21 protein-coding genes are annotated in these 25496 nt (G+C 40.5%); 7 read left to right on the top strand and 14 right to left on the bottom strand.

Translation table 11 applies throughout. The features are described from left to right. Nucleotides 1-424: 424 nt before the first annotated feature. Genes HF881_RS00470 through HF881_RS00455 form a run of 4 tightly spaced genes read left to right on the top strand, consistent with a single transcriptional unit; the run spans nt 425 to nt 4946 of the window. On the top strand, nt 425-1198 hold the full coding sequence (locus tag HF881_RS00470; protein ID WP_169446009.1) for an ABC transporter ATP-binding protein: 774 nt from the start codon (nt 425-427) through the stop codon (nt 1196-1198). Further along, nucleotides 1188-3242 carry an FtsX-like permease family protein gene (locus tag HF881_RS00465; RefSeq protein ID WP_169446008.1) on the top strand — a complete coding sequence of 685 codons (2055 nt, stop codon included), beginning with the start codon at nt 1188-1190 and terminating at the stop codon, nt 3240-3242. Before HF881_RS00470 ends, HF881_RS00465 begins: the two co-directional genes overlap by 11 nt. A 32-nt stretch (nt 3243-3274) precedes the next feature. Beyond that, complete coding sequence (locus HF881_RS00460) at nt 3275-3958, top strand: response regulator transcription factor (protein ID WP_061452492.1); 684 nt, start codon at nt 3275-3277, stop codon at nt 3956-3958. Then, nucleotides 3948-4946 carry a sensor histidine kinase gene (locus HF881_RS00455; protein ID WP_169446007.1) on the top strand — a complete coding sequence of 333 codons (999 nt, stop codon included), beginning with the start codon at nt 3948-3950 and terminating at the stop codon, nt 4944-4946. Before HF881_RS00460 ends, HF881_RS00455 begins: the two co-directional genes overlap by 11 nt. Before the next feature lie 83 nt (nt 4947-5029). Here HF881_RS00455 and ffh read toward each other — a convergent pair whose 3' ends face one another. The 5 genes from ffh to HF881_RS00430 form a co-directional block, all read right to left on the bottom strand. Beyond that, on the bottom strand, nt 5030-6601 hold the full coding sequence (ffh, locus tag HF881_RS00450) for a signal recognition particle protein (RefSeq protein ID WP_169446006.1): 1572 nt from the start codon (nt 6599-6601) through the stop codon (nt 5030-5032). A 17-nt stretch (nt 6602-6618) separates the two neighbouring features. Beyond that, on the bottom strand, nt 6619-6834 hold the full coding sequence (locus HF881_RS10440; RefSeq protein ID WP_000535217.1) for a hypothetical protein: 216 nt from the start codon (nt 6832-6834) through the stop codon (nt 6619-6621). Between the two features lie 2 nt (nt 6835-6836). Further along, entirely contained in the window at nt 6837-7169 is a 333-nt protein-coding gene (locus tag HF881_RS00440; RefSeq protein ID WP_000402061.1) for a putative DNA-binding protein, read from the bottom strand. 141 nt (nt 7170-7310) lie between these two features. Further along, nucleotides 7311-8507 (bottom strand): elongation factor Tu, encoded by a 1197-nt coding sequence (gene tuf, locus HF881_RS00435; RefSeq protein WP_001040719.1) that lies wholly within the window; start codon nt 8505-8507, stop codon nt 7311-7313. A 234-nt stretch (nt 8508-8741) separates the two neighbouring features. Then, nucleotides 8742-9857 (bottom strand): AI-2E family transporter, encoded by a 1116-nt coding sequence (locus tag HF881_RS00430; RefSeq protein ID WP_038806157.1) that lies wholly within the window; start codon nt 9855-9857, stop codon nt 8742-8744. A gap of 104 nt (nt 9858-9961) precedes the next feature. Between HF881_RS00430 and pbp3 the strand changes: the two genes are divergently transcribed. After that, a complete protein-coding gene (gene pbp3 / locus HF881_RS00425; RefSeq protein WP_169446005.1) occupies nt 9962-11206 on the top strand; it encodes a D-alanyl-D-alanine carboxypeptidase PBP3 in 1245 nt (414 codons plus the stop codon). Nucleotides 11207-11232: 26 nt separating this feature from the next. Here pbp3 and sdbB read toward each other — a convergent pair whose 3' ends face one another. From sdbB to HF881_RS00380, 9 genes are all read right to left on the bottom strand, one after another. Beyond that, nucleotides 11233-11778 (bottom strand): thiol-disulfide oxidoreductase-associated lipoprotein SdbB, encoded by a 546-nt coding sequence (sdbB, locus tag HF881_RS00420; RefSeq protein WP_169446004.1) that lies wholly within the window; start codon nt 11776-11778, stop codon nt 11233-11235. Between the two features lie 12 nt (nt 11779-11790). After that, complete coding sequence (ccdA2, locus tag HF881_RS00415) at nt 11791-12498, bottom strand: thiol-disulfide oxidoreductase-associated membrane protein CcdA2 (RefSeq protein WP_169446003.1); 708 nt, start codon at nt 12496-12498, stop codon at nt 11791-11793. A gap of 127 nt (nt 12499-12625) precedes the next feature. Beyond that, nucleotides 12626-13486, bottom strand: a complete 861-nt coding sequence (locus HF881_RS00410; protein WP_000631557.1) for a methionyl aminopeptidase — start codon at nt 13484-13486, stop codon at nt 12626-12628. A gap of 15 nt (nt 13487-13501) precedes the next feature. Further along, nucleotides 13502-14779, bottom strand: a complete 1278-nt coding sequence (spxR, locus tag HF881_RS00405) for a CBS-HotDog domain-containing transcription factor SpxR (RefSeq protein WP_169446002.1) — start codon at nt 14777-14779, stop codon at nt 13502-13504. Beyond that, the gene (locus tag HF881_RS00400; RefSeq protein WP_169446001.1) at nt 14772-15323 is read right to left on the bottom strand and encodes a GNAT family protein; all 552 of its coding nucleotides are present in this window, start codon (nt 15321-15323) and stop codon (nt 14772-14774) included. The genes spxR and HF881_RS00400 overlap by 8 nt, the downstream gene beginning before the upstream one ends. A 15-nt stretch (nt 15324-15338) precedes the next feature. After that, the gene (locus HF881_RS00395; RefSeq protein ID WP_093585086.1) at nt 15339-16598 is read right to left on the bottom strand and encodes a UDP-N-acetylglucosamine 1-carboxyvinyltransferase; all 1260 of its coding nucleotides are present in this window, start codon (nt 16596-16598) and stop codon (nt 15339-15341) included. A gap of 176 nt (nt 16599-16774) precedes the next feature. Beyond that, the gene (gene pyk / locus HF881_RS00390; RefSeq protein WP_169446000.1) at nt 16775-18280 is read right to left on the bottom strand and encodes a pyruvate kinase; all 1506 of its coding nucleotides are present in this window, start codon (nt 18278-18280) and stop codon (nt 16775-16777) included. Between the two features lie 64 nt (nt 18281-18344). Continuing rightward, nucleotides 18345-19352 carry a 6-phosphofructokinase gene (gene pfkA / locus HF881_RS00385; RefSeq protein ID WP_169445999.1) on the bottom strand — a complete coding sequence of 336 codons (1008 nt, stop codon included), beginning with the start codon at nt 19350-19352 and terminating at the stop codon, nt 18345-18347. 80 nt (nt 19353-19432) lie between these two features. Next, the gene (locus HF881_RS00380) at nt 19433-22534 is read right to left on the bottom strand and encodes a DNA polymerase III subunit alpha (protein WP_169445998.1); all 3102 of its coding nucleotides are present in this window, start codon (nt 22532-22534) and stop codon (nt 19433-19435) included. Between the two features lie 165 nt (nt 22535-22699). Between HF881_RS00380 and HF881_RS00375 the strand changes: the two genes are divergently transcribed. Then, a complete protein-coding gene (locus HF881_RS00375; protein WP_169445997.1) occupies nt 22700-24973 on the top strand; it encodes a Xaa-Pro dipeptidyl-peptidase in 2274 nt (757 codons plus the stop codon). A 16-nt stretch (nt 24974-24989) separates the two neighbouring features. Continuing rightward, nucleotides 24990-25460 carry an arginine repressor gene (locus HF881_RS00370; protein ID WP_001043006.1) on the top strand — a complete coding sequence of 157 codons (471 nt, stop codon included), beginning with the start codon at nt 24990-24992 and terminating at the stop codon, nt 25458-25460. The last annotated feature ends 36 nt before the right edge of the window (nt 25461-25496 follow it).

The raw sequence follows: 25496 nt of genomic DNA, 5'->3' as shown, positions 1-25496 counted from the left end.
AAATCAACTAGGTAAATCTCTTTTCTAAGTTTAGAACTGAGATTGATTAAAAATCTAAAAACGAAACATAATCAGTTATTTTCCAATGCCTAAAGAACTTGAACTCTATGAATTAAACTCTTTTGGATGAAATAACAATAGAATAAGAAAATCAGGAATAGAGTTAATAAGTTAAAAAGCCCTAGAAATGTTGATTTCTAGGGCCTTTTTCCAATTTTGAAATTCGATGGTTTCAAGGTTGGAGGAATTCCTACACACCCTACTCCTCTTTTTAAATCCCTGAAACCATGCTATAATATAGTAAGTATAGCTCCAATAATCTGACTATAAATGTCAGCGATAAAAATTTCTTACATCATCCGTAAGTGTTATTCTACTCTGATTCATATTATAATGAAAGTAACAAAAGATGGAGGTGTTTCACATGGAAACAATTTTACGAGTAGAATCATTAACAAAGCATTATGGAAAAGAGCCGAATATCACCAAGGCCTTGAACGGCATATCTTTTCAAGTTGTCAAAGGTGAGTTCTTAGGGATTATGGGGAGTAGTGGATCTGGGAAAACAACCCTTCTTAACTGTCTCGCCACTATCATCAAGCCAACTGACGGCTCCATTAAAATGCAAGAAAAGGATTTAGGTCAGTTAAAGGGTAGTCAGTTAGCTGATTATCGTGGTAAGGAAATCGGCTACCTCTTTCAGAATTTTGAGCTTTTGGACAATCTGACAGCCAAAGAAAATATTTTACTCCCACTGTCTTTGCACAAGGTCGATGCCAACGAAAGCAAGGTTCGGTTAGAATTGCTTTCCCAATATCTGGATATTTCTGAACTTCTAGATAAGTTCCCATCTCAATTATCAGGTGGTCAACGACAAAGGGTAGCTGCTGCGCGTGCCTTGATTTTAGACCCTAAGATTGTATTTGCGGATGAGCCCACAGGGGCTTTGGATTCAAAAAATGCAACTATTTTGATGCAAAAATTAGCTGAAATGAATCAATTGGAAGAGACCACCATTCTCATGGTGACCCACGATTCTGTCGCTGCCAGCTTTTGCAACCGCATCTTGTTTATCCAAGACGGAAAACTATTCCATGAAATCCGACGCGATTATCCAAGAGAAAGTCAAGAAGATTTTTACCACAGAATACTAAAGGTCATGGCAGCGCTAGCTGGAGGTGATGGCAATGTTTTCTAAATTAGTTTCAAGAAATAGCAAGAGAGATCGAAAAAATAATGGCTTGTACTTCAGTTCCATGGTTCTTTCTATTATCTCCTTTTACATCATCCTTTCTTTATCTCATCAAGATGTGATGATCTTTCTAAAACAAATAGAGAGTCATGCTGTAAATAAACTCTTTAGCATGATTCCTATTCTTTACGTAGCAACGCTCTTTATTCTCTTTTTTCTAGTCTACTTCGCAAGCAGTATGCAGATGGAAAGAAGAAAACATGAATTTGGTGTCTATCTCACATTAGGCATGCGAAGAAGCAAACTGTTCTTGCTGCTCCTGCTCGAGGATTTGAGAAACAGTATCCTTGCTCTTGGAATAGGTCTTCCTATTTCCATCTTGATTTCAGAACTGATTAGCCTAATAACCTCTAAAATTGTGGGACTAGGGATTATTGAGCATCAATTTTCTCTATCTACTACAGCTCTATTCTATACAGTCATCGGCTTTCTGGCCGTAAAATTAGCTGTTTTTGTTCTTTTAAGTGCAAAGACGGCCAATAAGGAAATCGGAAACCTGCTTGCCTATTCACCTTCTGGGATGAAAAAACTACTTCCCAAAGGTATCTACCTTCTTGCTTCCGCCCTCGGAATTTTGCTTCTAGGAACAGCTTATTACTTGGGTATGAGCGGACGAGCTTGGGGGAGTGTCATAACCATGGGCATCACTGTTCTCTTGGGGACTCTGGGAACCATCCTACTCTTCTTTGGCATGCGTTTATTTATAGACATCTTGGTCAATCTTGGAGGCAATCGAAAACTTCATGCCTATAATTTTAGACAGATTCAGGAATTAGTTATCCAGCGCTCAACTATACTAGCTATCTGCTCCCTCTTAATCTTCTCTGCCTTATGCCTCTTTGGAGCAGGTGTGGCTATTGCAAGTGGCAATTCAGGCAATCAAACCCACGTATTGGATTATACATTTAGAGATAGCAAGCAGGAAACAGATGAAAATCTTGATGTAAATACAGTAAAAAAAGAGCTTGAAGCTGCTGGACTAGCATCACCGTTTTCAAAGATTCTGCAAATCAAAGTTGGCAAAGCGAAAGAACACGAGTCCGTGTCCTTCGAAGAGGTCATCAAGGAGTTGAAAAAGCAAAAAGACAGCAAGAACAAGGAAATTTTGCTCCGTAAATTTAAACAGTCTACTAATTCCCACCTCATGCCAGTTTCCGAATACAATGAACTTAGAAAAGCTGCCAATCTCCCTCCTCTAGAACTAACTAGCAAGGAAGCCTACTTGTATATGGGGAAAGATTTTCTCCCAGATGAGAGTCTTGTCAACTCTGTCCTGAAGACGAAGCCTCAAATCAAAGTCATGGAAAATGATGTAAAATTGATTGGAGAGGTACAGTCTTTACCAATCGTAACGGATCGTGAGATCACCCTCTCTGTTGCCCTCATAGTCCCAGATGAGACCTTTATGAGCTATACAGACGGTCACTATTCGAACTATGTCAGCGGTATCTTGGCTCCTGAGCTGGTCAAAGAAAAAGGCTTGATGAGAGCTATCTCAGATACCAATGAAAAGCTAAATCAAACCTCTCTTGGCTATGAAAGCTATATACAAAATATGGGAAGACAGTTATTTTACATTATCTCTGCCAGCTATATCACTATCTATCTGGCTATCATCTTCCTTGTTGTGGCAAATACAATCATTGGCGTTCAGTTTTTGATGGGACAAAGACAATCCTACAGACGATACCAAACCTTGATCCATCTCGGAGCCAACTACGAAACTCTTTGTAAATCTTCAGAAAAGCAAATCAATTGGTATTTCGGTCTGCCAATAGCCCTTGCACTTATCAGTAGTAGCTTCGGAGTGGGCTCCCTCCTCACAGGAATAGTACCAGCCAGTGCAAGAATGGTCATGGGGCAGAAATTTATCACAGCCATGCTGATAGTACTGCTCTTAGCAGGCTTTGAAGTCATCTATATCAGAATTGTAAAGAAAAATAGCAATAAGTACTTGTTGTCCTTAATGGAACCCAAAAGAGATGAATAAGGTAGAATAAATTAGGAAAAGGAGGAACCGATATGAAGCATATTCTGGTAATTGAAGATGAAGCCTTGATTCGAGATGAAATTGTCATCTTGTTAGAGAAAGCGGGTTATCAAGTTGATAAGTTGACTGACTTCAAAGATACAAGCCAGCAAGTGCTGCAATACGATACGGATCTAATCATACTGGATTTGAATTTGCCGGGAGAAACAGGTTTTCAAATTTGTAAAAATCTCAAGTCAAAACGCTCTGTGCCCATATTGGTTCTCACCTCCCGTGAACAACTAAAAGATGAGATCTACGCCCTAAAATTAGGGGCAGACGAGTACTTAACAAAACCTTTCAAGAAAGAAAGATTCTTGGCTCGTATAGAAAATATCTTGAAACGCTATGAAGGCAGACAAAATCTACTTGAAAAAGATAATTTTCTGCTGGATAGAAATACCTATACCCTTTATATCAACGGACATTCGATTTTACTCCCCCAAAATCAAGGGAAATTGCTAGAAACCTTATTAGTGGCAACTGATTCTGTCGTCACAAAAGAAGAATTGAGCATGAAACTGTGGAATACAACTGAGTTCATCGATGAAAATGCTCTTCAAGTAAATATTGCAAGGCTCAAAAAGGTGATGAAACAGGCTGGCATTGCACTTCAGGTCAAGTCCGTCAGAGGTATTGGTTACAAGCTAGAAGAGGTAAGTCCAGATGAAACATAATCTAAAATATCTGGCTACTTATCTGCCTTGGTTACTTGTTCTCTTAGCATTTGATCTATTTACAGCTGTCCTGCTTTGGCTCTCAGATGTGAGAATGTTTCAAGCCCTCTTCCTTCTCTATATTTTAGCCACCGTCCTGCTCTTTTTCATCCTATCATTCCTACTGATAAGAAAAGAAAGAAAAAAATCCGCTGCCTATAAAGCCTTCATAGCCGATCCCAAGATGGATACTGAGCTTGAATTATTTCATTTATCAAGTGCCTCAGAGAAAGAAAGCATTGAACAAATGGCAGATACACTTTATCAAAAGCAGGCTGAAATAGGAAAGCTCAACTCATTACTAGCCGAGTACGAGGACTATGTTGAAAAATGGGCGCATGAGATTAAACTCCCTCTATCGCTTCTTTCCCTCCTTTTGGACAACCAAAGTGACCAGTTGCCTAAGGATACAGCTTTTAAGTTGGACTATGTGAAAAATCAAATTCAAGGAAATGTATCACAGATCCTATTTTATTACAGGGTAAAAAGTGAGAAAAATGATTTTCTATTTGAAGACCTTTATCTAGAAGAATGTATCCAAGATCTATTGGAAAATTTTGATCCCTTACTCAAAGAAAAAGACTTTACGATTCAGCTAGAAAATATACAAGGAACCTGCTATACCGATCAACGCAGTTTTGAATTTATCCTCTCTCAAATACTCGCCAACACCCTTAAATATAGCTCTGACAAGCCCGAACTCAGTATTTCTATGTCAAAGGATAAGGGGCGCACAAGTCTGATTATTAGGGATAATGGCTGCGGAGTTAAAGCTTGCGACCTCCCTCATATCTTTGAAAAAGGATTTACAGGTGATTCAGGTGAGACAAGGAAAAAATCGACAGGCATGGGTCTCTATCTGGTCAAACAATTAGCAGATGCTTTAAAAATCGAAATTACAGTAAAATCCGAATGGCTGCAAGGATTTGAAATCTCTCTTTCTATTTAATCAATTTTTCGATTAAGAAAATTGCCTAATCATAGAAAGTACATATTTTATATAAAAAAGGAAAGCACTTCTGCTTTCCTTTTTTATTTGCGTTTCTTCTTAGCTTTTTTCATTTTGTTGGCCATGCGTTTCATGGACTGTTTCATGGCAAATTCACCAATTTTACCTTTAAGTCCGCCACCGAACATCTGGCTCATATCTGGCATTCCTGCTCCTCCAAGAGCTGACAAGTCAGGCATGCCACCCTGTCCCATCATGCCTTCAAGGGCAGACATATCCATGCCTCCCATATTTGGCATATTTTTAGGAAGGTTATTGGGATTGATTCCCATCTGCTTCATCATCTTGTTCATATCTCCAGACATGACACCTTGCATGAGCTGTTTGGCCTGGTTAAAGTCTTTGATGAATTTATTCACTTCGATAAAAGTATTTCCAGATCCAGCAGCGATACGACGACGACGACTTGGATTTAACAAATCAGGATTTTCACGTTCTTCAGGTGTCATTGACGACACAATGGCACGTTTGCGCGCAATCTGGCGCTCATCCACCTTCATATTTTGAAGGGCTGGATTGTTGGCCATACCTGGAATCATCTTGAGCAAATCTTCCATTGGCCCCATGTTTTGCACCTGATCCAACTGATCGATGAAATCATTAAAATCAAAGGTGTTTTCACGCATCTTTTCAGCCATTTCAAGGGCCTTTTGCTCATCGTACTCTTGAGAAGCTTTCTCAATAAGAGTGAGCATATCCCCCATACCAAGGATACGGCTTGACATACGGTCTGGGTGGAAGGTTTCAATATCTGTAATCTTTTCACCCGTACCAGTGAACTTGATTGGTTTACCAGTGATGTGACGAACCGATAGGGCCGCACCTCCACGTGTATCCCCATCAATCTTGGTAAGGATAACCCCAGTCACTTCTAACTGAGCATTAAACTCACGGGCAACATTGGCCGCTTCTTGACCAATCATAGCATCAACGACGAGCAGAATTTCGTTTGGTTGAGCCAAGGCTTTTACGTCACGAAGCTCATTCATGAGGAGCTCATCAATTTGCAAACGACCTGCCGTATCAATCAAGACATAGTCGTTGTGATTAGCTTGTGCTTGCTCCAAACCTTGACGAACAATCTCAACCGCTGGAACATCAGTACCAAGAGCGAAAACAGGCACATCTATCTGCTGTCCAAGTGTTTTCAACTGATCGATGGCTGCTGGACGATAGATATCCGCCGCAATCATCAAAGGACGAGCATTTTCTTCCTTCTTGAGTTTGTTGGCTAGCTTACCAGCAAAGGTTGTTTTACCAGCCCCCTGCAAACCGACCATCATGATAATCGTAGGAATCTTAGGTGACTTGATAATCTCTGCCGTATCAGAACCTAAAACAGCTGTCAGTTCCTCATCAACGATTTTAATAATCTGTTGGGCAGGATTGAGGGTATCAATGACCTCGTGTCCGACTGCACGTTCACGAACCTTCTTGATAAAGTCCTTTACAACAGGCAAAGCAACGTCGGCTTCAAGCAAGGCCAGACGAATCTCTTTAGTCGCTTCTTGGACATCCGCCTCAGAGATTTTTCCTTTTTTACGTAGATTTTTAAAGACGTTCTGTAAACGTTCTGTTAAACTTTCAAATGCCATTTTTTTCTCCTATTTACTCAATTCAGTGGAAATCGTCCGAAATGTTGCAAACACTCAAGTTCCTCGGGTGTGATTTCTTTCATGATTTCATTTGGATATCCCCAACAGCTAAAACCTATTTTCATAGCTTTGGAGATATCATTGGGCGAGATAATCTGTAGTCGAGTAGGAAATGGTTCCTCTGCGGCTAATAGTTTGCAAGGTAATCCTTGATAAATAACTAGACTGCCCATGATTACTCCCGATTGTCAATACTTGTTAAAATTTCTATCTGCTCCTGCAGAAAATCATCCTTGGGATACTGCTCCAAGATCTGGTCAAAAATCTGACTGCGGACAATGTAGTCTGAGTACATGTGTAATTTCATCTCATAGTCTTCCAAAATCTTTTCTGTCCGCTTGATATTGTCGTAAACAGCTTGACGACTAACACCGAACTCTTCAGCAATCTCAGCAAGACTGTAATCATCTGCATAGTAGAGTTCAATATAATTCATCTGCTTATCTGTCAAAAGCGCAGCATAAAATTCAAAAAGCGCATTCATGCGATTGGTTTTTTCGATTTCCATAACCTTTATTATACCAAAAAATCTATCATATCGCTATACTAGAAGGCCTTCTTAAAAAAATAGAATGAAAAAAGAACCTTGCAAGGCAAGATTCTTTTAGTGTCTGACTTAAATAATTGTTCTTCTGGGAACTAAATCGAATTAAGCTTCGATTTCTGTAACCATACCTGAACCAACAGTACGTCCACCCTCACGGATAGAGAATGTAGTACCTTGTTCTACGGCGATTGGGTGGATCAACTCAACGTCGATAGTCACATTATCACCAGGCATTACCATTTCAGTACCTGCTGGAAGTTCGATTGAACCTGTAACGTCAGTAGTACGGAAGTAGAATTGTGGACGGTAGTTGTTGAAGAATGGAGTGTGACGTCCACCTTCTTCTTTAGTAAGGATGTAGACTTCACCTTTAAATTTAGTGTGTGGGTTGATTGAACCTGGTTTAGCGATAACTTGTCCACGTTCGATTTCGTCACGTTGAACACCACGAAGAAGGACACCTACGTTATCTCCAGCAAGACCTTCGTCAAGTTGTTTACGGAACATTTCAACACCAGTAACAACTGCTTTTTGAGTTTCTTCTTTGATACCAACGATTTCGATTTCGTCGTTAACACGAACAGTACCACGGTCGATACGTCCTGAAGCAACTGTACCACGTCCAGTGATTGAGAATACGTCTTCGACTGGAAGAAGCAATGGTTTGTCTGTGTCACGTTCTGGTTCTGGGATGTACTCATCAACAGTATTCATCAATTCCATGATGATGTCTTCGTACTTAGAGTCACCTTCAAGAGCTTTAAGAGCTGAACCTTGGATAACTGGAAGATCGTCACCTGGGAAATCGTATTCTGACAAGAGGTCACGGATTTCCATTTCAACCAATTCAAGCAATTCTTCGTCGTCTACCAAGTCAATTTTGTTCATGAAGACGATAAGGTGTTTAACACCAACCTGACGTGAAAGAAGGATGTGCTCACGAGTTTGTGGCATTGGTCCGTCAGTTGAAGCTACTACAAGGATAGCTCCGTCCATTTGAGCGGCACCAGTGATCATGTTTTTAACGTAGTCCGCGTGTCCTGGAGCGTCGATGTGAGCGTAGTGACGTTTTTCAGTTTCGTACTCAACGTGCGCAGTGTTGATAGTGATACCGCGTTCGCGTTCTTCTGGAGCAGCATCGATAGACGCATAGTCTTTAGGTTGGTTAACTGCTGAAGGCAAGCGACGTGCCAATACAGTTGTGATAGCTGCAGTCAAAGTAGTTTTACCGTGGTCAACGTGTCCGATAGTACCAATGTTAACGTGTGGTTTACTACGATCGTATTTTTCTTTTGCCATTTGAGTAAAAGCCTCCAATAAAATATATTTTATAGATAGACAGTAGGCAATACAGTCTAACTTTCCTTACTATTTTATCAAATTTCAGCTAAATTGCAAGTGTTTTACACACATTTTATGAATTAATCTGAATCTTATGAAATACCGCTCTTCTATTTCTTTACAGTAACATCATTTCAAGTTTGTTTCCATTTTGACGTGCTGTTTTCATAAAAAATCAGGTCTCCCTGATTTTTAGATTGATTCTGATTTTTCCAGTTCTTTTTCTTTGGCTTCTTTATGATTTTCATATAATTTCGCCAAGAACTTCGTAATTTCTTTTAAGATAGAATATGTTGGCACTGCTACAATCATTCCGATAACACCATAAATATTGCTAGAAAGTAAGAGAAGGACCAGAATGGTGATTGGATGAACCTTCATAACCCCTCCGACGATACGAGGGTAGAGGATATTCCCATCCACCTGTTGGATAATCAGCATATAAATTACTGCAATGAGAACTCTGTGCGGATCAGTAAAGACATTGGCAATAATCATGGGAATCAGACCGATACTTGGTCCAACATAAGGAATCAGATTTGCCAAACCAGAAAAAATAGCAAAGACTAGAGCATATTTCAACCCTATCGTACTGTATCCAATATAGGCCAAACATCCGATAATAACAGCATCAATCGCAATCCCACTGATATAACGTGCGACAGTGGCGTTCAGATTCTTCAAGAGACTGGAGAAGTTTAATTTATCATGTTTTAAGACTGTTCGTTCCAACATCGGAAGGAATTTATGACCATCAAGCAAGAAATAAATCAAAAAGACTGGTGTCATAATGAGAATCAAAACAGTACTAAACAAGGCTGAAAGAACGCTGCCTAAACTATTGCTCACACTGTTGAGAATATTTTGTAAAATATCAACGTAAGATAAATTCAACTGTTGAATGGTTTTTTGAATATCAATATTTTGAAAGATTGGATTCATTGATAAATCATATATCAAATCTTGCAAGCGGCTATAGATATTCTGGCTAGAAATAATCAAACTTGTCAACTGATTGATCAAAATCGGTAGCAGGTAGACTACCCCTACTACTATTGTACCAATCAAAGCACAAAGAGTGATGAGCACACCTATCAAACGATTGACTTTACATTTCTTTTCTAAAAATGTTACGATGGGATTTGTCAGGTAATAGAAAAATCCTCCGAGCAAAAATGGAATCATAATGGTATTAGCTACCATCACAAAAGGTGTAACAATCGCTCCCATCTCTCTCCAAAGATAGAAAATAAGAGTTAATAGTAAAATTTCAGCTGTCCAAAAAAATAACTTGTTTCTACGGAACATAGGCGCCTCCTTCTTTCTATTTTACCATAATTCTTCAAAAAGATAAGATGGCTTTACTATAAAAACGAGAATATTTTTTCGCTTTGTGATAGAATAAAACTACTATGAAGAAAATAATTTTATCCTTACTAACTCTTATCATTTTTGGCACAGCCATTCCTACTGTATCTGCGCAAGATTTTGATGTTGCTGCCAAGCATGCCATTGCTGTTGAAGCAAACACTGGGAAAATTCTCTACGAAAAAGATGCTACTCAAGCTGTTGAAATTGCCTCTATCACCAAGATTCTCACTGTCTACCTAGTCTATGAAGCCTTGGAACAAGGGACAATTAGCCTATCTACCCCAGTTGATATCTCTGACTATCCATACCAACTCACAACCAATTCTGAGGCGAGTAATGTCCCTATGGAAGCGCGCAAGTATACAGTGGAACAATTATTGGAAGCAACTCTAGTATCAAGTGCCAATAGTGCAGCCATTGCTCTTGCTGAAAAAATTGCTGGTTCAGAGAAAGACTTCGTTGACAAGATGAGGGCGAAACTTCTTGAATGGGGTATCAAAGATGCTACTATTGTCAATACTACTGGACTTAATAACGAAACACTTGGAAATAATATCTATCCTGGTTCTAAAAAGGATGAGGAGAATAAGCTAAGCGCTTACGATGTTGCAATCATCGCTCGAAACCTCATCCGAGATTACCCTCAAGTTTTAGAAATTACCAAGAAAGCTTCATCAACATTTGCTGGTATGGAAATTCACTCTACTAACTATATGTTGGAAGGAATGCCAGCATATCGAGGTGGAGTAGATGGGCTCAAAACTGGTACAACAGACAAGGCGGGAGCTTCTTTCGTTGGAACAACTACCGAAAAAGGGATGCGAATCATCACTGTTGTCTTAAACGCTGACCAACAAAACAGTAATCCTTACGCTCGCTTTACTGCTACTTCTTCCCTTTTGGACTATATAACATCTAATTATGCTCTCAAAACGATTGTCCAGAAGGGAGAGGCCTACAAAGATAGCAAAGTTTCTGTACTTGATGGGAAGGAAGATACCGTAACTGCTGTTGCTAAATCTGATATCACTGTCATACAACGATTGGGAAGTCAAGCATCATCAAGCCTGCAGTTCACTCCAAAAAACAAGGCCGAGACAGCGCCACTAGAAGCTGAAACTGTTGTTGGCCATCTAACCTATGATGACCAAGATTTGGTGGGTCAAGGCTACCTCACTTCTGAAAAACCATCTTTTGAAATGGTTTCTGAAAAGAAAATTGAAAAAGCCTTCTTCTTAAAAGTTTGGTGGAATCAATTTATCCGCTTTATCAATGAAAAACTATAAAAAAATCGCGATTCTTCGCGATTTTTTTATTTCATCTCTTTAAAAGCTGCTTCAGCATCTGCATTGCTAATAGCACCAAATTGGATTTTTCCGATTTTTCCTTGACTGTCAATCAAGTATTCTGTTGGAATACTACGAATTTGATAGGCTTGGAAGGTAGTTGCCTTGGTATCATATAGAACTGGTATATCCTTGTAGCCTTGTTCTTGGTACCATTTCGGAAACTCTTCAACTGTTTTTTCACCTTGGAGACCAGGTGCGACGATACTTAGTATTTCAAAATCTCGATCTTGTTTTGCAGCTAATTCCATCAACTCGGGCATACTCTTTCGACAAGGTCCACACCAAGAGGCCCAGAATTTCAAATAGACCTTTTTACCTTTATAGTCTGATAACTTGACTTCTTTGCCATCCATAGACTGCAAGGTGAAGTCTGGCGCATCCTTTCCTACTGCAATTTGTTGCACAGTAGGCTGTTTGGGACTTTCCGTTTGTTTGGTTTCTTTTTCGCCACAGGCAATCAATAAAAATAAAGACATGAGGCTCAATCCCGTAAAAATAACTTTTTTCATCTTTTTCTCCTTTTATCCAAGAATTCCTGACAAGGCATTTAACTGCCCTAGCATTAATAACAATCCCATCAAAACAATCAAAGCTCCCCCGATTTTCTTTAGTAGGATCATATGGGGTTTTAATTTACTAAAGTAGGGCATGATCCAGCCCGAAGCTAAGGCCAAAACAATGAAAGGAAGGGCCATTCCCAATGTGTATACTAATGTTAACACAGCTCCTTGCCAAGCACCATTGCCACCTGAAGCCGCCAGAGCCAAGACCGAACTTAAAACGGGTCCGATACAAGGCGTCCAACCAAAACTAAAGGTTATCCCAAGTAAAAAAGCTGATAGATAATGATTTGACTTTGATTGTTTGAAAGTGACTGTCTTTTGAACTTCCAGTTTATTAAAATGCAAGATTTCCATCTGGTGAAGCCCCAAAAGAATAATGACTGTCCCCATAGCATAACGAAACCAGTCAGCATAGAGCATGTGCCCTAGGAATCCAGCTCCAAATCCCAAAATAAAGAAAATGAGGGAGATGCCAGCAATAAAGCACAAGGTCCGAATTAAACCTGACCATGCAACGTCTCTTCCGAAAAATCGAAAGCTTTTCGAATTTCCCTGATCATCCAGTAAAATACCAGCATAGACTGGTAGCAAAGGAAAGATGCAGGGTGAAAAGAAAGACAGAATGCCGGCTAAAAAAACGGATACTAAAAATATAATAGATTCCAACGAATTACCTACTTTCACAAAATTCTAATCTTATTTTACTACAAAAGAAAAAATTTGTGACAACTTTGCTACGCTTGTCTATTTTATCTAAACTGAATATAAAAAAAGGAGCTAAGCTCCTTTCGTTTTAATACGTTCCTTCTTCGCCTTGACTGGTCAAGATAACAGGACCGTCTTTGGTAATCACGAACTGGTGTTCATATTGACAAGATAGGCCCCCATCGATGGTTTTATGAGCCCAGCCAGTCTTCATATCTGTATCAATTTCCCAATCTCCAGTATTGATCATGGGTTCAATGGTCAGCACCATTCCTTCACGTAGACGAAGACCACGGCCTGCAATACCGTAGTTAGGGACCATTGGCTCCTCGTGCATAGTTGGACCAACTCCGTGACCAACCAAATCACGCACGACGCCATAACCGCGACTTTCAGCATATTCTTGAATTGCTGCACCGATATCTCCGATACGGTTTCCAACGACTGCTTGCTCAATCCCTATATACATAGCTTCCTTGGTCACATCCATCAAGTTTTTCACTTCTTCAGACGGTGTACCGACCGCATAAGCCCAGCACGAGTCTGCTAAACCACCAGTATAACTTTGGGTGTATTTTTTCATTTGCTCAACATTATTAAAGTTGAGTTTTGATACATTGAGGTCGGATTTGGCAATCGGACCACCTAGAACCATGTCAACCTTGAGCAAGTCGCCATCTTTCAAGATGTAGTGACGTGGAAAAGCGTGAGCTACTTCGTCGTTGAGAGAGCAACAAGTGGCATAGGGGTAATCCATGACTGCACCATCCACGCCAATCTGAAGTGGAAGGAAATTTTCCTCCTTACAACGTCGACGAACGTACTCTTCAACTTCCCACATATCCACGCCTGGCTTAATCAAATCACGTAAGCCGATATGGATACTCGCTAGGAAATCACCGGCCTTGTCCATGGCTTCGATTTCACGTGCTGATTTTAAAGTTATCATTTTTTCTCCTAGATTCTAATTGATTTTAACTGTAACATTTGCTTTTGATACAATCTGATGACCATGATAAATATCATAATCAATAATAGCCGAACGTCTTGTGTGATGTATAATACGAGCCTGAATTCGCAGAGTATCATCTATCTGCACAGCCTGCAAGAAGTAAATTAGCATCTGCTCGATGATGAGATTGCGTCTACTATTTGCCACCAAATCCTGTGTCATATGAGTTAAAATTTCAGCAAGAACACCATTTGCTAAAACCCCGTTTTTCTCAAGCATAAAGGGTTCAACTGTAATCACAACTTCGTCGTGATGATAAGACAACTTTTGTCCAATTTGCTCTGAAAAAGTCGGCAAAGCCGAAACTTGAGAGCGACTCATCTTATCCATGACATCTCGTCTCGTTACAACTCCGAGCAAAGTTTGATTGCTTCTCACGACTGGGACCATCTCAAAGTCTTCTGCTATCATCCGTTGACTGACGTTGGCAATATTGGTCGCTAATCCTGTCACGAAAATGCTGCGCGTCATCACCTTGTCAATCGTCGTGCTGGGGGATTTATCTCCTGCGTCACGCATGGTAACAACCCCGACAACCACTTGGTGTTGGTTAATGACCGGGAAACGACTACTTCTGTTCTTACGGACCAAGTCTAGATAATCTTTTACTGTGTCTGTTTCTCTCAAAAAACCATACTCATGGCTAGGACGATAGAGCTTTTCAACTGTCAGAATATCGGTTTTGATTTGCACATTTGAGAGAGCTCTATTGATCATGGTCGCTACTGTAAAAGTATCATGCTTACTTCTCAGAACTGGGATACCTTTTTTATTGGCTAGAGTCAATACATCATCTTGGACATGGAAACCTCCAGTCACGAGAACCGCATTTTCATTTTCCAAAGCCAGAAGTTGAATACGAGTACGGTCTCCGACGATTAACAAACCACCATCATTCAGATAGGACAAAATATTCTGCTCGGTCATGGCCCCAATGGAGAATTTACTGAATTCCCTGTCCAAACCTTCTTGACCAGCCAAGACTTCAGATGAAGTGACTTCTGCAATCTCTGCATAGGTTAGCCTCTCAATAGCTACTTTCTGAGATTTGACACGAATGGTTCCACTACGAGGACGGGTTTCTACAATTCCACGATTTTCAGCTTCTTTGATAGCACGATAAGCCGTTCCATCACTAACACCCAAGTGATTGGAAATGCTACGAACACTGACACGTTTTCCTATTGGTAACTCTTCCAGATAACTTAAGATTTCTTGGTGTTTACTCACTGAATTCTCCTTTAACGTATCGAAATTCAAGGTAGTCTCTCATTTTACGAGTATAGCGGTCACTCCCCTTGAATTGGCGAAAGAGACTAAAACCTGCTTTCAAGGCAACTTTCTGACTAGCTTGATTCTCCAGATGAGTGATGATGGATAATTGTTTTAAACCAAATTCTTCAAAGGAAAGCTGACAAAGCTTGGTAACTACTTCTGTCATATAGCCTTGTGACCAAGAATCCTTTTTTAAGAAGTAACCAATTTCTGCTTCTTTTTTGATTTCATCAATCTTTTCAAATTTAATGGAGCCAATCATTTCCTGATCTCCTTGGAGACAAATTGCCCAAACACCTAGAGGAGCCTTCATAAAATAGTTAGCAAGTGCGTACTGACTTTCTTCCAAACTTGCTTGACTGGAAAAAATAAACTGCAGATTTTCCGGATTTGAAGCAATATCGTAAAACGCTTGACTGTCACTAAAAAAGAAAGGACGCAAATACAAGCGTTCCGTTTCAAAGAAAGAAAACATTGCTAATTTGGTCCAAATATTCATAATCACCTCAACGGCTTAGTCTTCGACGAGTGTAATATCTGCTCCAAGACTACGTAATTTTTCAATAATATCTGAGTAACCACGAAGGATAAACTCAATATTTGTAATTTCAGTCTGGCCTTGAGCCATCAAACCAGCGATGACAAGTGCAGCACCAGCTCGCAAGTCTGTAGCTTTCACCTTGGCACCATGTAGAACACGCCCACCAGTGTAGAAAATATGGTCATTTGTAGTCGTAATATCCGCATCCATTTTTGCTAACTCAAAGACATGGTTGACACGTTTTTCGTAAATGGTATCAATAATAGTTCCACGACCTTGAGCAGTTAGTAAAAGTGGCGTGATAGGCTGTTGCAAATCGGTTGCAAACCCTGGATAGGGAGCTGTTTTGATATTGATGGCCTTCAAATCAGACTGTTCTTCAACGAAGATACTATCCTCAGAGACCGTCATGCGAACGCCCATTTCCTCTAGTTTGGCGATAAAACCTTCTAAGTGTTCATAGAGAACGTTGTTAATACGAATTCCTTTACCAACTGCTGCAGCCAGTGAAATATAGGTTCCTGCTTCAATGCGGTCTGGAATGACTTGATGACGCGTCCCATGAAGTTGCTCGACACCATCAATGATGATAATATCAGTCCCTGCACCACGAATGTGAGCCCCCATGTTATTCAAAAGGGTAGCCACATCAATGATTTCTGGTTCACGGGCCGCATTTTCAATGACAGTACGTCCCTTAGCTTTTACTGCAGCAATCATGGTGTTAATCGTTGCACCAACGCTGACAGTATCCATGTAGATACTTGCGCCGTGAAGTCCCTTACCCTGAGCAGACAAATTCATATTGTCTCCCTCATAGCTGACCTTAGCTCCCATGGCTTCAAAAGCTTTTAAGTGAAGGTCAATCGGACGAGGTCCCAAATCACATCCACCAGGAAGTCCAACTGTAGCTTCACCAAAGCGACCTAACAGACTTCCATAGAAATAATAAGATGCACGAAGGCTATTGATCTTGCCGTAAGGCATTGGAATATTCTGAACACCTCTAGGATCAATCTCCAAAACATCATCGTAGCGTTTTACTTTCGCTCCCATGATTTCCATAATCTCTACAAGACTAGCAACGTCTGAAATATCCGGGACACAATCCAAAGTGACAACATCATCTGCCAGTATAATAGCAGGGATTAATGCTACAACACTATTCTTAGCACCGCTAATGGTGATCTCACCTTGCAATGGATGTCCACCATTGATGACAATTTTTCTCATGTTATACTCTTTCAAAATTTACTAAAAAGGTCTTTACATTCTATTATACCATAGTTCTCTTATTTTTCCCATTTCTGTTTAATAAAAATCTCTCTCTTTTTATCTTCTAAAATAGAAAAAAGACCCATCATACAAGCACAAAAGCTTGGTATGATAGGCTCTTTTAAAAGTTTAGATTAACGTACTGTACGGATACGCATTGTGTTTGTACGAACAGCTTCTCCAAGTGGCACACCTGCAACGATAATCATATCATCACCAGATTCTACCAAACCTTGTTCCACTGCAATCTTTTCAGCAAGTTCGAACATATCATCAGTGTTTGATGGACGTTCAGTTGTTACTGGGATAACACCCCAGTTCAACATCAATCCACGTTGAGTCAATTCATCGAAAGTGATTGCCAAAATATCTGCATCTGGGCGGTATTTAGAAATCAAGCGTGCAGTGTGACCAGTCTTAGTAAGGGTAACAATCAACTTGATGTTCATTGAGTTAGTTGCATCCTTAACAGCTGATGCCATAACTTCAGTCTTAGAATTACGTGCCAAGTTAACTGATGACAAACGACCGTATTCTTTCAAAAGGGTTTGAGCATTCTTGTCAATTGTTGCCATTGTACGAACAGATTCAAGTGGGTATTTACCGTTTGCAGACTCACCTGAAAGCATAGTCGCGTCAGTACCGTCGATAACAGCGTTAAATACGTCTGATACTTCTGAACGAGTGGCACGTGGTTTTTCAGTCATAGTTTCAAGCATGTTTGTTGCTGTGATAACAACTTTACCAGCTGCGTTAACTTTAGTGATAATCATTTTTTGGTAAACTGGAACCATTTCGAATGGTACTTCGATACCCATGTCACCACGAGCAATCATGATACCGTCAGCAGCTTCGATGATTTCATCCAAGTTGTCGATACCTTGTTGGTTTTCGATTTTAGCGAACAATTGAACATGCCCGTTTCCAGTTTCTTCACAGATTGCACGAACTTCATTCACGTCTTTTGCAGTACGTACGAATGAGATCGCGATGAAGTTAATACCTTGCTCAAGACCGAAACGGATATCATCGTTATCACGTTCAGCAAGTGCTGGGAAAGGAATTTTAGTGTTAGGGATGTTTACACCTTTTTGTTTAGCGATAATTCCGTCGTTTTCAACTTCAACTTCAAATTCACGAGTTGCATCGTCTTTAGCAACAACGCGAAGACCAAGTTTACCATCGTCAACCAATACTTGACGACCAACTTCAACATCGTCGTAGATATCAAGAGCACCCGCAACGTTCAAAGCAATCACTTCACGAGTTGATTTGATTCCTTGTTTAGTTGCAACACGGATTTTTTCACCGGTTTTGTATGAGTACTCTTTAGCTTCACCTTCGAACAATTCAGTACGGATTTCTGGTCCTTTTGTATCAAGAAGGAAACCAACTTTTTTACCTGCAAGTTTTTCAGCAAGTTTAACAGTTGCCATACGCTCACCTTGTTCTTGATGGTCACCGTGTGAGAAGTTGAAGCGGAAAGTGTTAGCTCCTGCTTCAATCAATTTAGCAATGTTTTTTGCTGAAGCTTCAACGTCAAGTTTTTCACCCCAGTATCCGTCATCACCGAATTTTTTACCACCACGGATTTCTACCGCAGGACCCAAAGTTGCAACGATTTTTACACGTTTATTCATGATTTGTGACTCCTTTATATAATTTGACCTTTTATGGTCATTTTACCAGATTAGTTAAAGTTGATTATGACAAGCTCTTGTTCAAGCTAGCAAGTCCAAGGTCAGCTTTGTGAGGGTTGTTAACAACGATTTTGCCATCAGCTGTTAGGCTGAACAAGGCTCCTTCTTCTGCTGTTCCAAGAATTGGATTTTCAACCATTTTCTCATTACGAATACCAACAGCGACACCACCGATTCCTTGTTTGAGGAGTTTAACAGCATGTGCTCCCAAGCGTGACGCCAAGACGCGGTCACGCGCAGTTGGTGAACCACCACGTTGGATGTGACCAAGTTCAGTTACACGAAGGTCACTAGTGTCTCCAGCTTCTTTTAGTTTTTGACCAAATTCAGCTGCTGACATAACACCTTCCGCCAAAACGATGATGTTGTGTTTCTTACCGTGTTCATAACCAGCTTTGATGCTAGCTACGATTTCTTCCATGTTGAAGCCTTCTTCAGGAATAATGATTTCATCGGCACCAGTAGCAATACCTGCCCAAAGTGCGATATCACCAGCGTTACGTCCCATTACTTCTACAACGAAAGTACGACGGTGACTTGATGATGTATCACGAATCTTATCAATCGCATCCATTGCAGTAGTAACTGCAGTATCAAATCCAATTGTGAAATCAGTACCTACGATGTCATTATCAATTGTGCCAGGCAGACCGATAGCTGGGAATCCATGCTCAGTCAAGCGCATAGCTCCGTGATAAGAACCGTCTCCACCGATAACTACGACACCTTCGATCCCGTGCTTTTTCAACTGCTCAATCCCTTTAAGTTGACCTTCGAGTTGTGCAAACTCAGGGTAACGAGCAGAGTGAAGGAAAGTACCACCACGTGAAATGATGTCTCCAACTGAAGCAGCATCAAGTGGATAGATTTCACCGGCAACCATCCCTGCGTATCCATCATAGATACCAAAGACTTCCATTCCTTCTGAGATTGCTTGACGAACTACTGCACGGATGGCAGCGTTCATACCAGGGGCGTCTCCACCGCTAGTCAAAACAGCAATACGTTTCATTTGGTTTTGCTCCTTTTTCTTTTAACATTCTTATTGATTATACCACATTTCATTTGAAAATTCTTCTATTTTTCGTATTTTTAGCGATAAATCGTTTTCATAGCAATTCCCTCTAATTTTTCCTGTAAAGCAGGGTCTTTTTTTACAAAATGACGGGAGGAAACAATTGTTTTTTCTTCCTCTACATACCTGATAATAACAGGAATGGGGCCTTTATATTGTTCCAAGATATTTGAAATCTCTTTATCGTTGTCGTGATTTTTAACTTGAATCCAGAATCGTTCAGCGACTGCTTCTTTCAAATCTTGTGCAATCATTTGCAGACGACCATCTCGGGATTGAACCTTGCCATTGATATAGTAGAATTTCCCTTCGGATAAAATGGAAGCGAATTTTCGATATTGGTCAGAAAATACAGTTACATCCAGTCTAGACTTACTGTCATGAACCTGTAGAAAGGCCATACTCTCGCCTTTCTTAGTTCGAATGACTTTTAGTTTTTGCACTTCAACTAGAAGAGTTGCTTGACTCCCCTCAGTGAGATTAACGATGGACGTTGTTGGATATAAAGCTTGTTTGGCAAGAGTTTGTAGAGGATGGGCACTGATTCCAACTCCAATCAGTTCCTGCTCCTTATAAAATTTTTCTGCCTCTGTAAAATCATCAGCCTCAGTCCAACTATAGTTTGCATCCGCAAAGAGTCCTCCTAACTCCTCAACAAAAACAAATAAGTTTGGTAGGTTCACTAAGATTTTCTGACGATTCTTGTCAAATTCATCAAAGAGCCCCAGTTCAACCAATGGAGTTAAAAGCGATAGTTTCTTGTAATTCTTAGGAAGACGTGTGACAAAATCTTCAATGCTTGAGAAGGGACGATTTTCAATAATCCAGTAAGACAAATCTCTTGGCATGCCCTTAATGGCTTTTAGACCAAGATAGATTTTCTTCTGAGCAATTTTATCATGATAGGGAATGCTGTTTATTGCTAAAGGCGCTACTTCAAAGCCCATCTGCAGAGCATCTACAATATAATCACTGCTAGAATAATTCAACATGACTTGAAAGAATATAGCAGGATAATGGGTTTTAAAATAAGCCAGTTGGAATGCTAGTGCTGAGTAAGCATAAGCGTGGGATCTATTAAATCCATAGCCTGCAAACTTTTCCATCACTGCAAAAACTTGGTTGGCTTTTTCTTCTGAATGCCCAAGTTTCATAGCTCCTGTAATAAAATCTTCCTTCATCAAATGCATCTCTTTAGCATTTTTCTTACCCATGGCTCGTCTGAGGATATCGGCTTTGCCAAGACTGAATCCTCCAAAGCGCTGAGCTACCTGCATGACTTGCTCTTGATAGAGCATAATACCGTAGGTTGAAGAAAGGATGTCTTCCAAGGCAGGATCCAGCACCGTCACCTTTTCTTTGCCATGCTTTCGAGCGACAAAGTTATCAATATAATCACTAGCACCTGGTCTGTTGAGGGATGTCGTTGCCACCACTTCTTCAAAGACTTGCGGCTGAACTCGTTTCAAGAGTCGAATGGCTCCTGGCTGTTCAAATTGGAAAATACCTTTAGTATTTCCAGCTGCAAAGAGAACCAGAGTGTCCTCGTCTTCCAGATCAATCTCTTCAATTTTCAGATGAATACCTTCTGATTCAGCAAGCAATTCCTGCATTTTTTGGACAAAAGTCAAGTTACGTAAGCCCAGGAAATCCATTTTTAGAAGTCCATTGGCTTCAACACCATGAGCATCATACTGGGTGATGAGCATATCCTCACCATATTTTAGAGGAATATAGTCCGTCAAATCTTGGTCACTCATAACGACCCCAGCTGCATGGGTAGAGGTCTGACGAGGATACCCTTCAATCTTTCGAGCAATCTCAAAAGCTTTTTGGTATTCAATCTTGCTATTGATGACCTGCCTAAACTGTAAATTCTTTTCATAGGCCGTGGTTAAGGTATCTCGAAAACTGATCTTTTTCGTAATATTGGTTAATTCATACTCTGGAACACCATATCGTTTGAAAACATCACGAATTGCCTGTTTTGCTCCAAAGGTCGAATAAGTGACAATCTGCGCCACATGTTGGCTGCCATAGCGATCACGAACATAGCGAATGAACTCTGGTCTATAGAGGTCAGGAATGTCAATATCAATATCAGGCATGGTGTAACGCTCACGATTTAAAAAGCGCTCAAAAATCAGGTTCTTTTCAACCGGATCAATCCCTGTGATATCAAGTGAGTAAGCCACCAGACTACCAACAGCAGAACCACGCCCCATTCCCATATAGTAGCCTTGGGAACGTCCAAAACGGAGCAAATCCCAAACTACAAGAAAATAGTCGTCAAATCCCATATCATGAATCACAGCTAATTCCTCATTCAGCCGCTCATGATAAATAGCTGAGGTTAGCCCCCTGTCACTCAAGCCTTGCTCAGCTCTCTCTCTAAGTTCTTCTACCGCAGGCCTTTCAGGGTTAAAGCGAGGAAGTTTTAAACTTGGATCAAGTTGGTAGCTTACATTCTCTATCAAGCCTTGGAGATTAGAAAGTGCCTGAGGGAAGCGATTCATAAAACGTGCTTCCAAGTCTGTGGCAGGTAAAAAAATCCCTTGTTGTGAATGCACATCCACTTCTCTCAGGCTGACATTGTCCTTGACTGCTGACAAGATTTGTAAAACCTGTAGGTCTTCTTTTTCAAAAGAGTTGACCTGGTAGAGTGGAAGAATGGGTCTGGTAAAGACCTCTTGAGGAGTATCTGGACTGACACCGATAAAATAATCATCCCCCAAATCCAGCTGATCGATTCCATCAAAATAAGGAACAATAATGGCAACATCTTCGAGGTGGGTGGTGAAGTCAGACCAATTTTTTCGTCCAGTCATTTTTAAAGTGGATAACTTCATCAACTCTTGGTAACCTTTAGTAGACAGAGCTAGAAAACGGAAAGAAAGCGCCTTCTCGTCTATAATCAAGGTCATTTCAAGACCAATTAAAGGTTGGATGCCCTGCTTACGAGTCACTTCTAAAAAGTGATAGGCTCCATAGAGATTATCCACATCCATGATAGCAAGGTGAGAATAGCCATACTCTTTAGCTGTTTGTACATATTTTTCAATCGAAACCACACTTTCCATAAAACTGTAAACAGTCTTGGTGTCGAGCTGTGCAATCATTTCATCTCCTCCTTGCTTTAGATATAGTACTATTATACCATTTTAAAAACTAGAATGAAAAGCTAGAGACCATTCCTTTTAAAGTGACTTCATCACAGGTCAACAATATCTTTTTTACCTTATTTTTGATATACTAAATTTAGAATATTTTCAAAGGAGAGCGCCATGCGTTTTAATCAATTCAGCTACTTGCCTGTTTCTCATTCGCAAGTTTTACGCGAGTTATCTCAGCTTGGTTTGAAGCTGGTACCAGGGCAAGCATCAAAAAAACAACTTGAACAATTTGTCCGCTGGAGTTTTTTCACTTATGCGAACACCGATTATGCTCTATCCACTTTAGCTGTGGATAAAGAAACGGACCTTTTGAGCTTCTTTCAGTCTGATAAAGAGTTGACTGCTGATATTTTCTATACTGTAGTTTTTCAACTTTTAGGATTTAGCTATCTTGTTGACTTTGAGGACGCCGAACAATTCCGTAAAGAAACTGGGTTTCCTATTGCTTATGGGGATCTCATTGAAAATCTTTATCAATTGCTAAATACGCGAACTAAAAAGGGAAATACCCTCATCGACCAGCTTGTTAGTGATGGGCTTATTGCAGAAGATAATCACTACCACTACTTTAACGGTAAGAGCTTGGCAACCTTCTCTACTCACGATGTCATTCGTGAGGTCGTCTATGTCGAGAGCTGTGTGGATACTGATAAAGACGGTCTCCCTGACTTAGTCAAGGTTAGTATTATTCGCCCAAGTTACGATGCTCAAGTACCTGCTCTTATGACTGCCAGCCCTTATCACCAAGGAACCAACGACAAAGCCAGTGACAAGGCTCTCTACAAAATGGAAGGGGAGCTTGAGGTCAAACCGCCCCACACCATTGAACTTGAGGAACCTAAGCTGAATGTCGTCGAACCTCATGGTCAAGCAGAAGTCGTCACAGAAGCTGAAGAAAAGCTATCTCATATCAATAGCTCATATACCCTAAATGACTACTTCCTCCCACGTGGATTTGCCAATCTCTATGTATCGGGCGTTGGAACCAAAGACTCTCAAGGTCTCATGACCAATGGGGACTACCAGCAAATTGAGGCCTATAAAAATGTCATTGACTGGCTCAATGGCCGTTGTAGAGCTTTCACGGACCACACGCGCAAGCGCCAAGTCAAGGCTGACTGGTCAAACGGCAAAGTAGCAACAACAGGAATTTCCTATCTAGGCACCATGTCCAATGGTCTTGCCACCACTGGTGTTGATGGCTTAGAAGTGATCATCGCAGAAGCAGGTATTTCCTCTTGGTACAACTACTATCGGGAAAATGGCCTAGTGACTAGCCCAGGTGGTTATCCAGGTGAGGATTTTGACTCACTTGCTGAATTGACTTACTCCCGCAATCTCCTAGCTGGTGACTATATCCGTGGTAATGAAGCTCATCAGGCAGACTTAGAAAAGGTAAAAGAACAATTAGATCGCAAGACTGGTGACTACAATCAGTTTTGGCATGACCGCAACTATCTGCTCAATGCTCACAAGGTTCAAGCTGAGGTCGTCTTTACGCATGGTTCCCAGGATTGGAATGTCAAACCTCTTCATGTTTACCAGATGTTTCATGCTCTTCCAGCTCATATCAATAAGCACCTATTTTTCCATCATGGGGCTCATGTTTATATGAATAACTGGCAGTCAATTGACTTCCGCGAGTCCATGAATGCCCTCTTAAGCAAGAAATTGTTAGAACTTACAACAGACTATCAACTTCCTACTGTTATCTGGCAAGACAATACTGTACCTCAAACATGGCAGTGTCTTGATGACTTTGGCGAGCAAGATGAACTGCATACTTTCTCACTTGGAACTGAAGAAAAAGTGATTCAAAACCAGTATGATCAAAAGGATTTTGATCGTTATGGTAAGACTTACCAGACTTTCAACACAGAACTTTACCAAGGAAAAGCTAATCAGATCACCATTGACCTTCCAGTAAGTCAAGACATTCACTTAAATGGGCGAGTGGAGCTGAAACTTCGTGTCAAATCAAGTACAAACAAGGCCTTATTATCAGCCCAACTGCTAGAACTTGGACAAAAGAAATATCTACAGCCTTATCCAGCTGTTTTAAGTGCTAGAACCATTGACAACGGTCGCTACCACATGTTAGAAAATCTCTGCGAACTGCCATTTACTCCAAGCGCCCAACGTGTCATCTCCAAAGGCTACCTTAATTTACAAAACCGAAGTGACCTCTTAAAGATTGAAAATATCCAACCAAATGAATGGATGGACTTCAAGCTAGAGCTGCAACCAACTATTTACAAGCTGAAAAAAGGTGACACACTTCGCCTTGTTCTCTATACTACCGACTTTGAAATCACTGTCCGTGATAATACAGACTATCACTTAACAGTCGATCTCACACAATCCTCCATCACCATCCCCTCATAAAAGGAGTCAGCCTCATATGAATAAATCTGAACATAGACACCAACTCATCCGTGCACTTGTAGCTAAAAATAAGATTCATACACAGGCAGAGTTGCAAGCTTTACTAGCTGAAAACGACATCCAAGTCACACAGGCTACTCTCTCACGCGATATCAAGACTATGAACCTTTCAAAGGTTCGCGAAGCAGATCATTCTTACTATGTTTTAAATACTGGTTCCATCTCCAAATGGGAAAAACGCTTGGAAAACTATATGGAAGATGGCTTAGTCATGCTACGTCCTGTCCAGCATCAGGTTGTCCTCAAAACCTTGCCAGGCCTTGCCCAATCGTTTGGAGCTGTTCTTGATGCTCTCAATTTTAAACAAATCATTGCCACCGTATGTGGTGATGATGTCTGCCTTCTTATCTGTGAAAATGCTGAAGAAGCACAGACTTGCTTTGAAATTCTTAAAAAATTTGCGCCACCATTTTTCTTCAATGACTAAAAAATTCCCCGTGATGAATACAATCACGGGGTTCTG

The sequence above is a fragment of the Streptococcus sp. WB01_FAA12 genome, assembly GCF_012843315.1.
In the GTDB taxonomy this organism is placed as follows: domain Bacteria; phylum Bacillota; class Bacilli; order Lactobacillales; family Streptococcaceae; genus Streptococcus.
The sequence above is the reverse complement of the archived record's forward strand: the minus strand, read 5'-3'. Positions and strand labels throughout refer to the sequence as shown.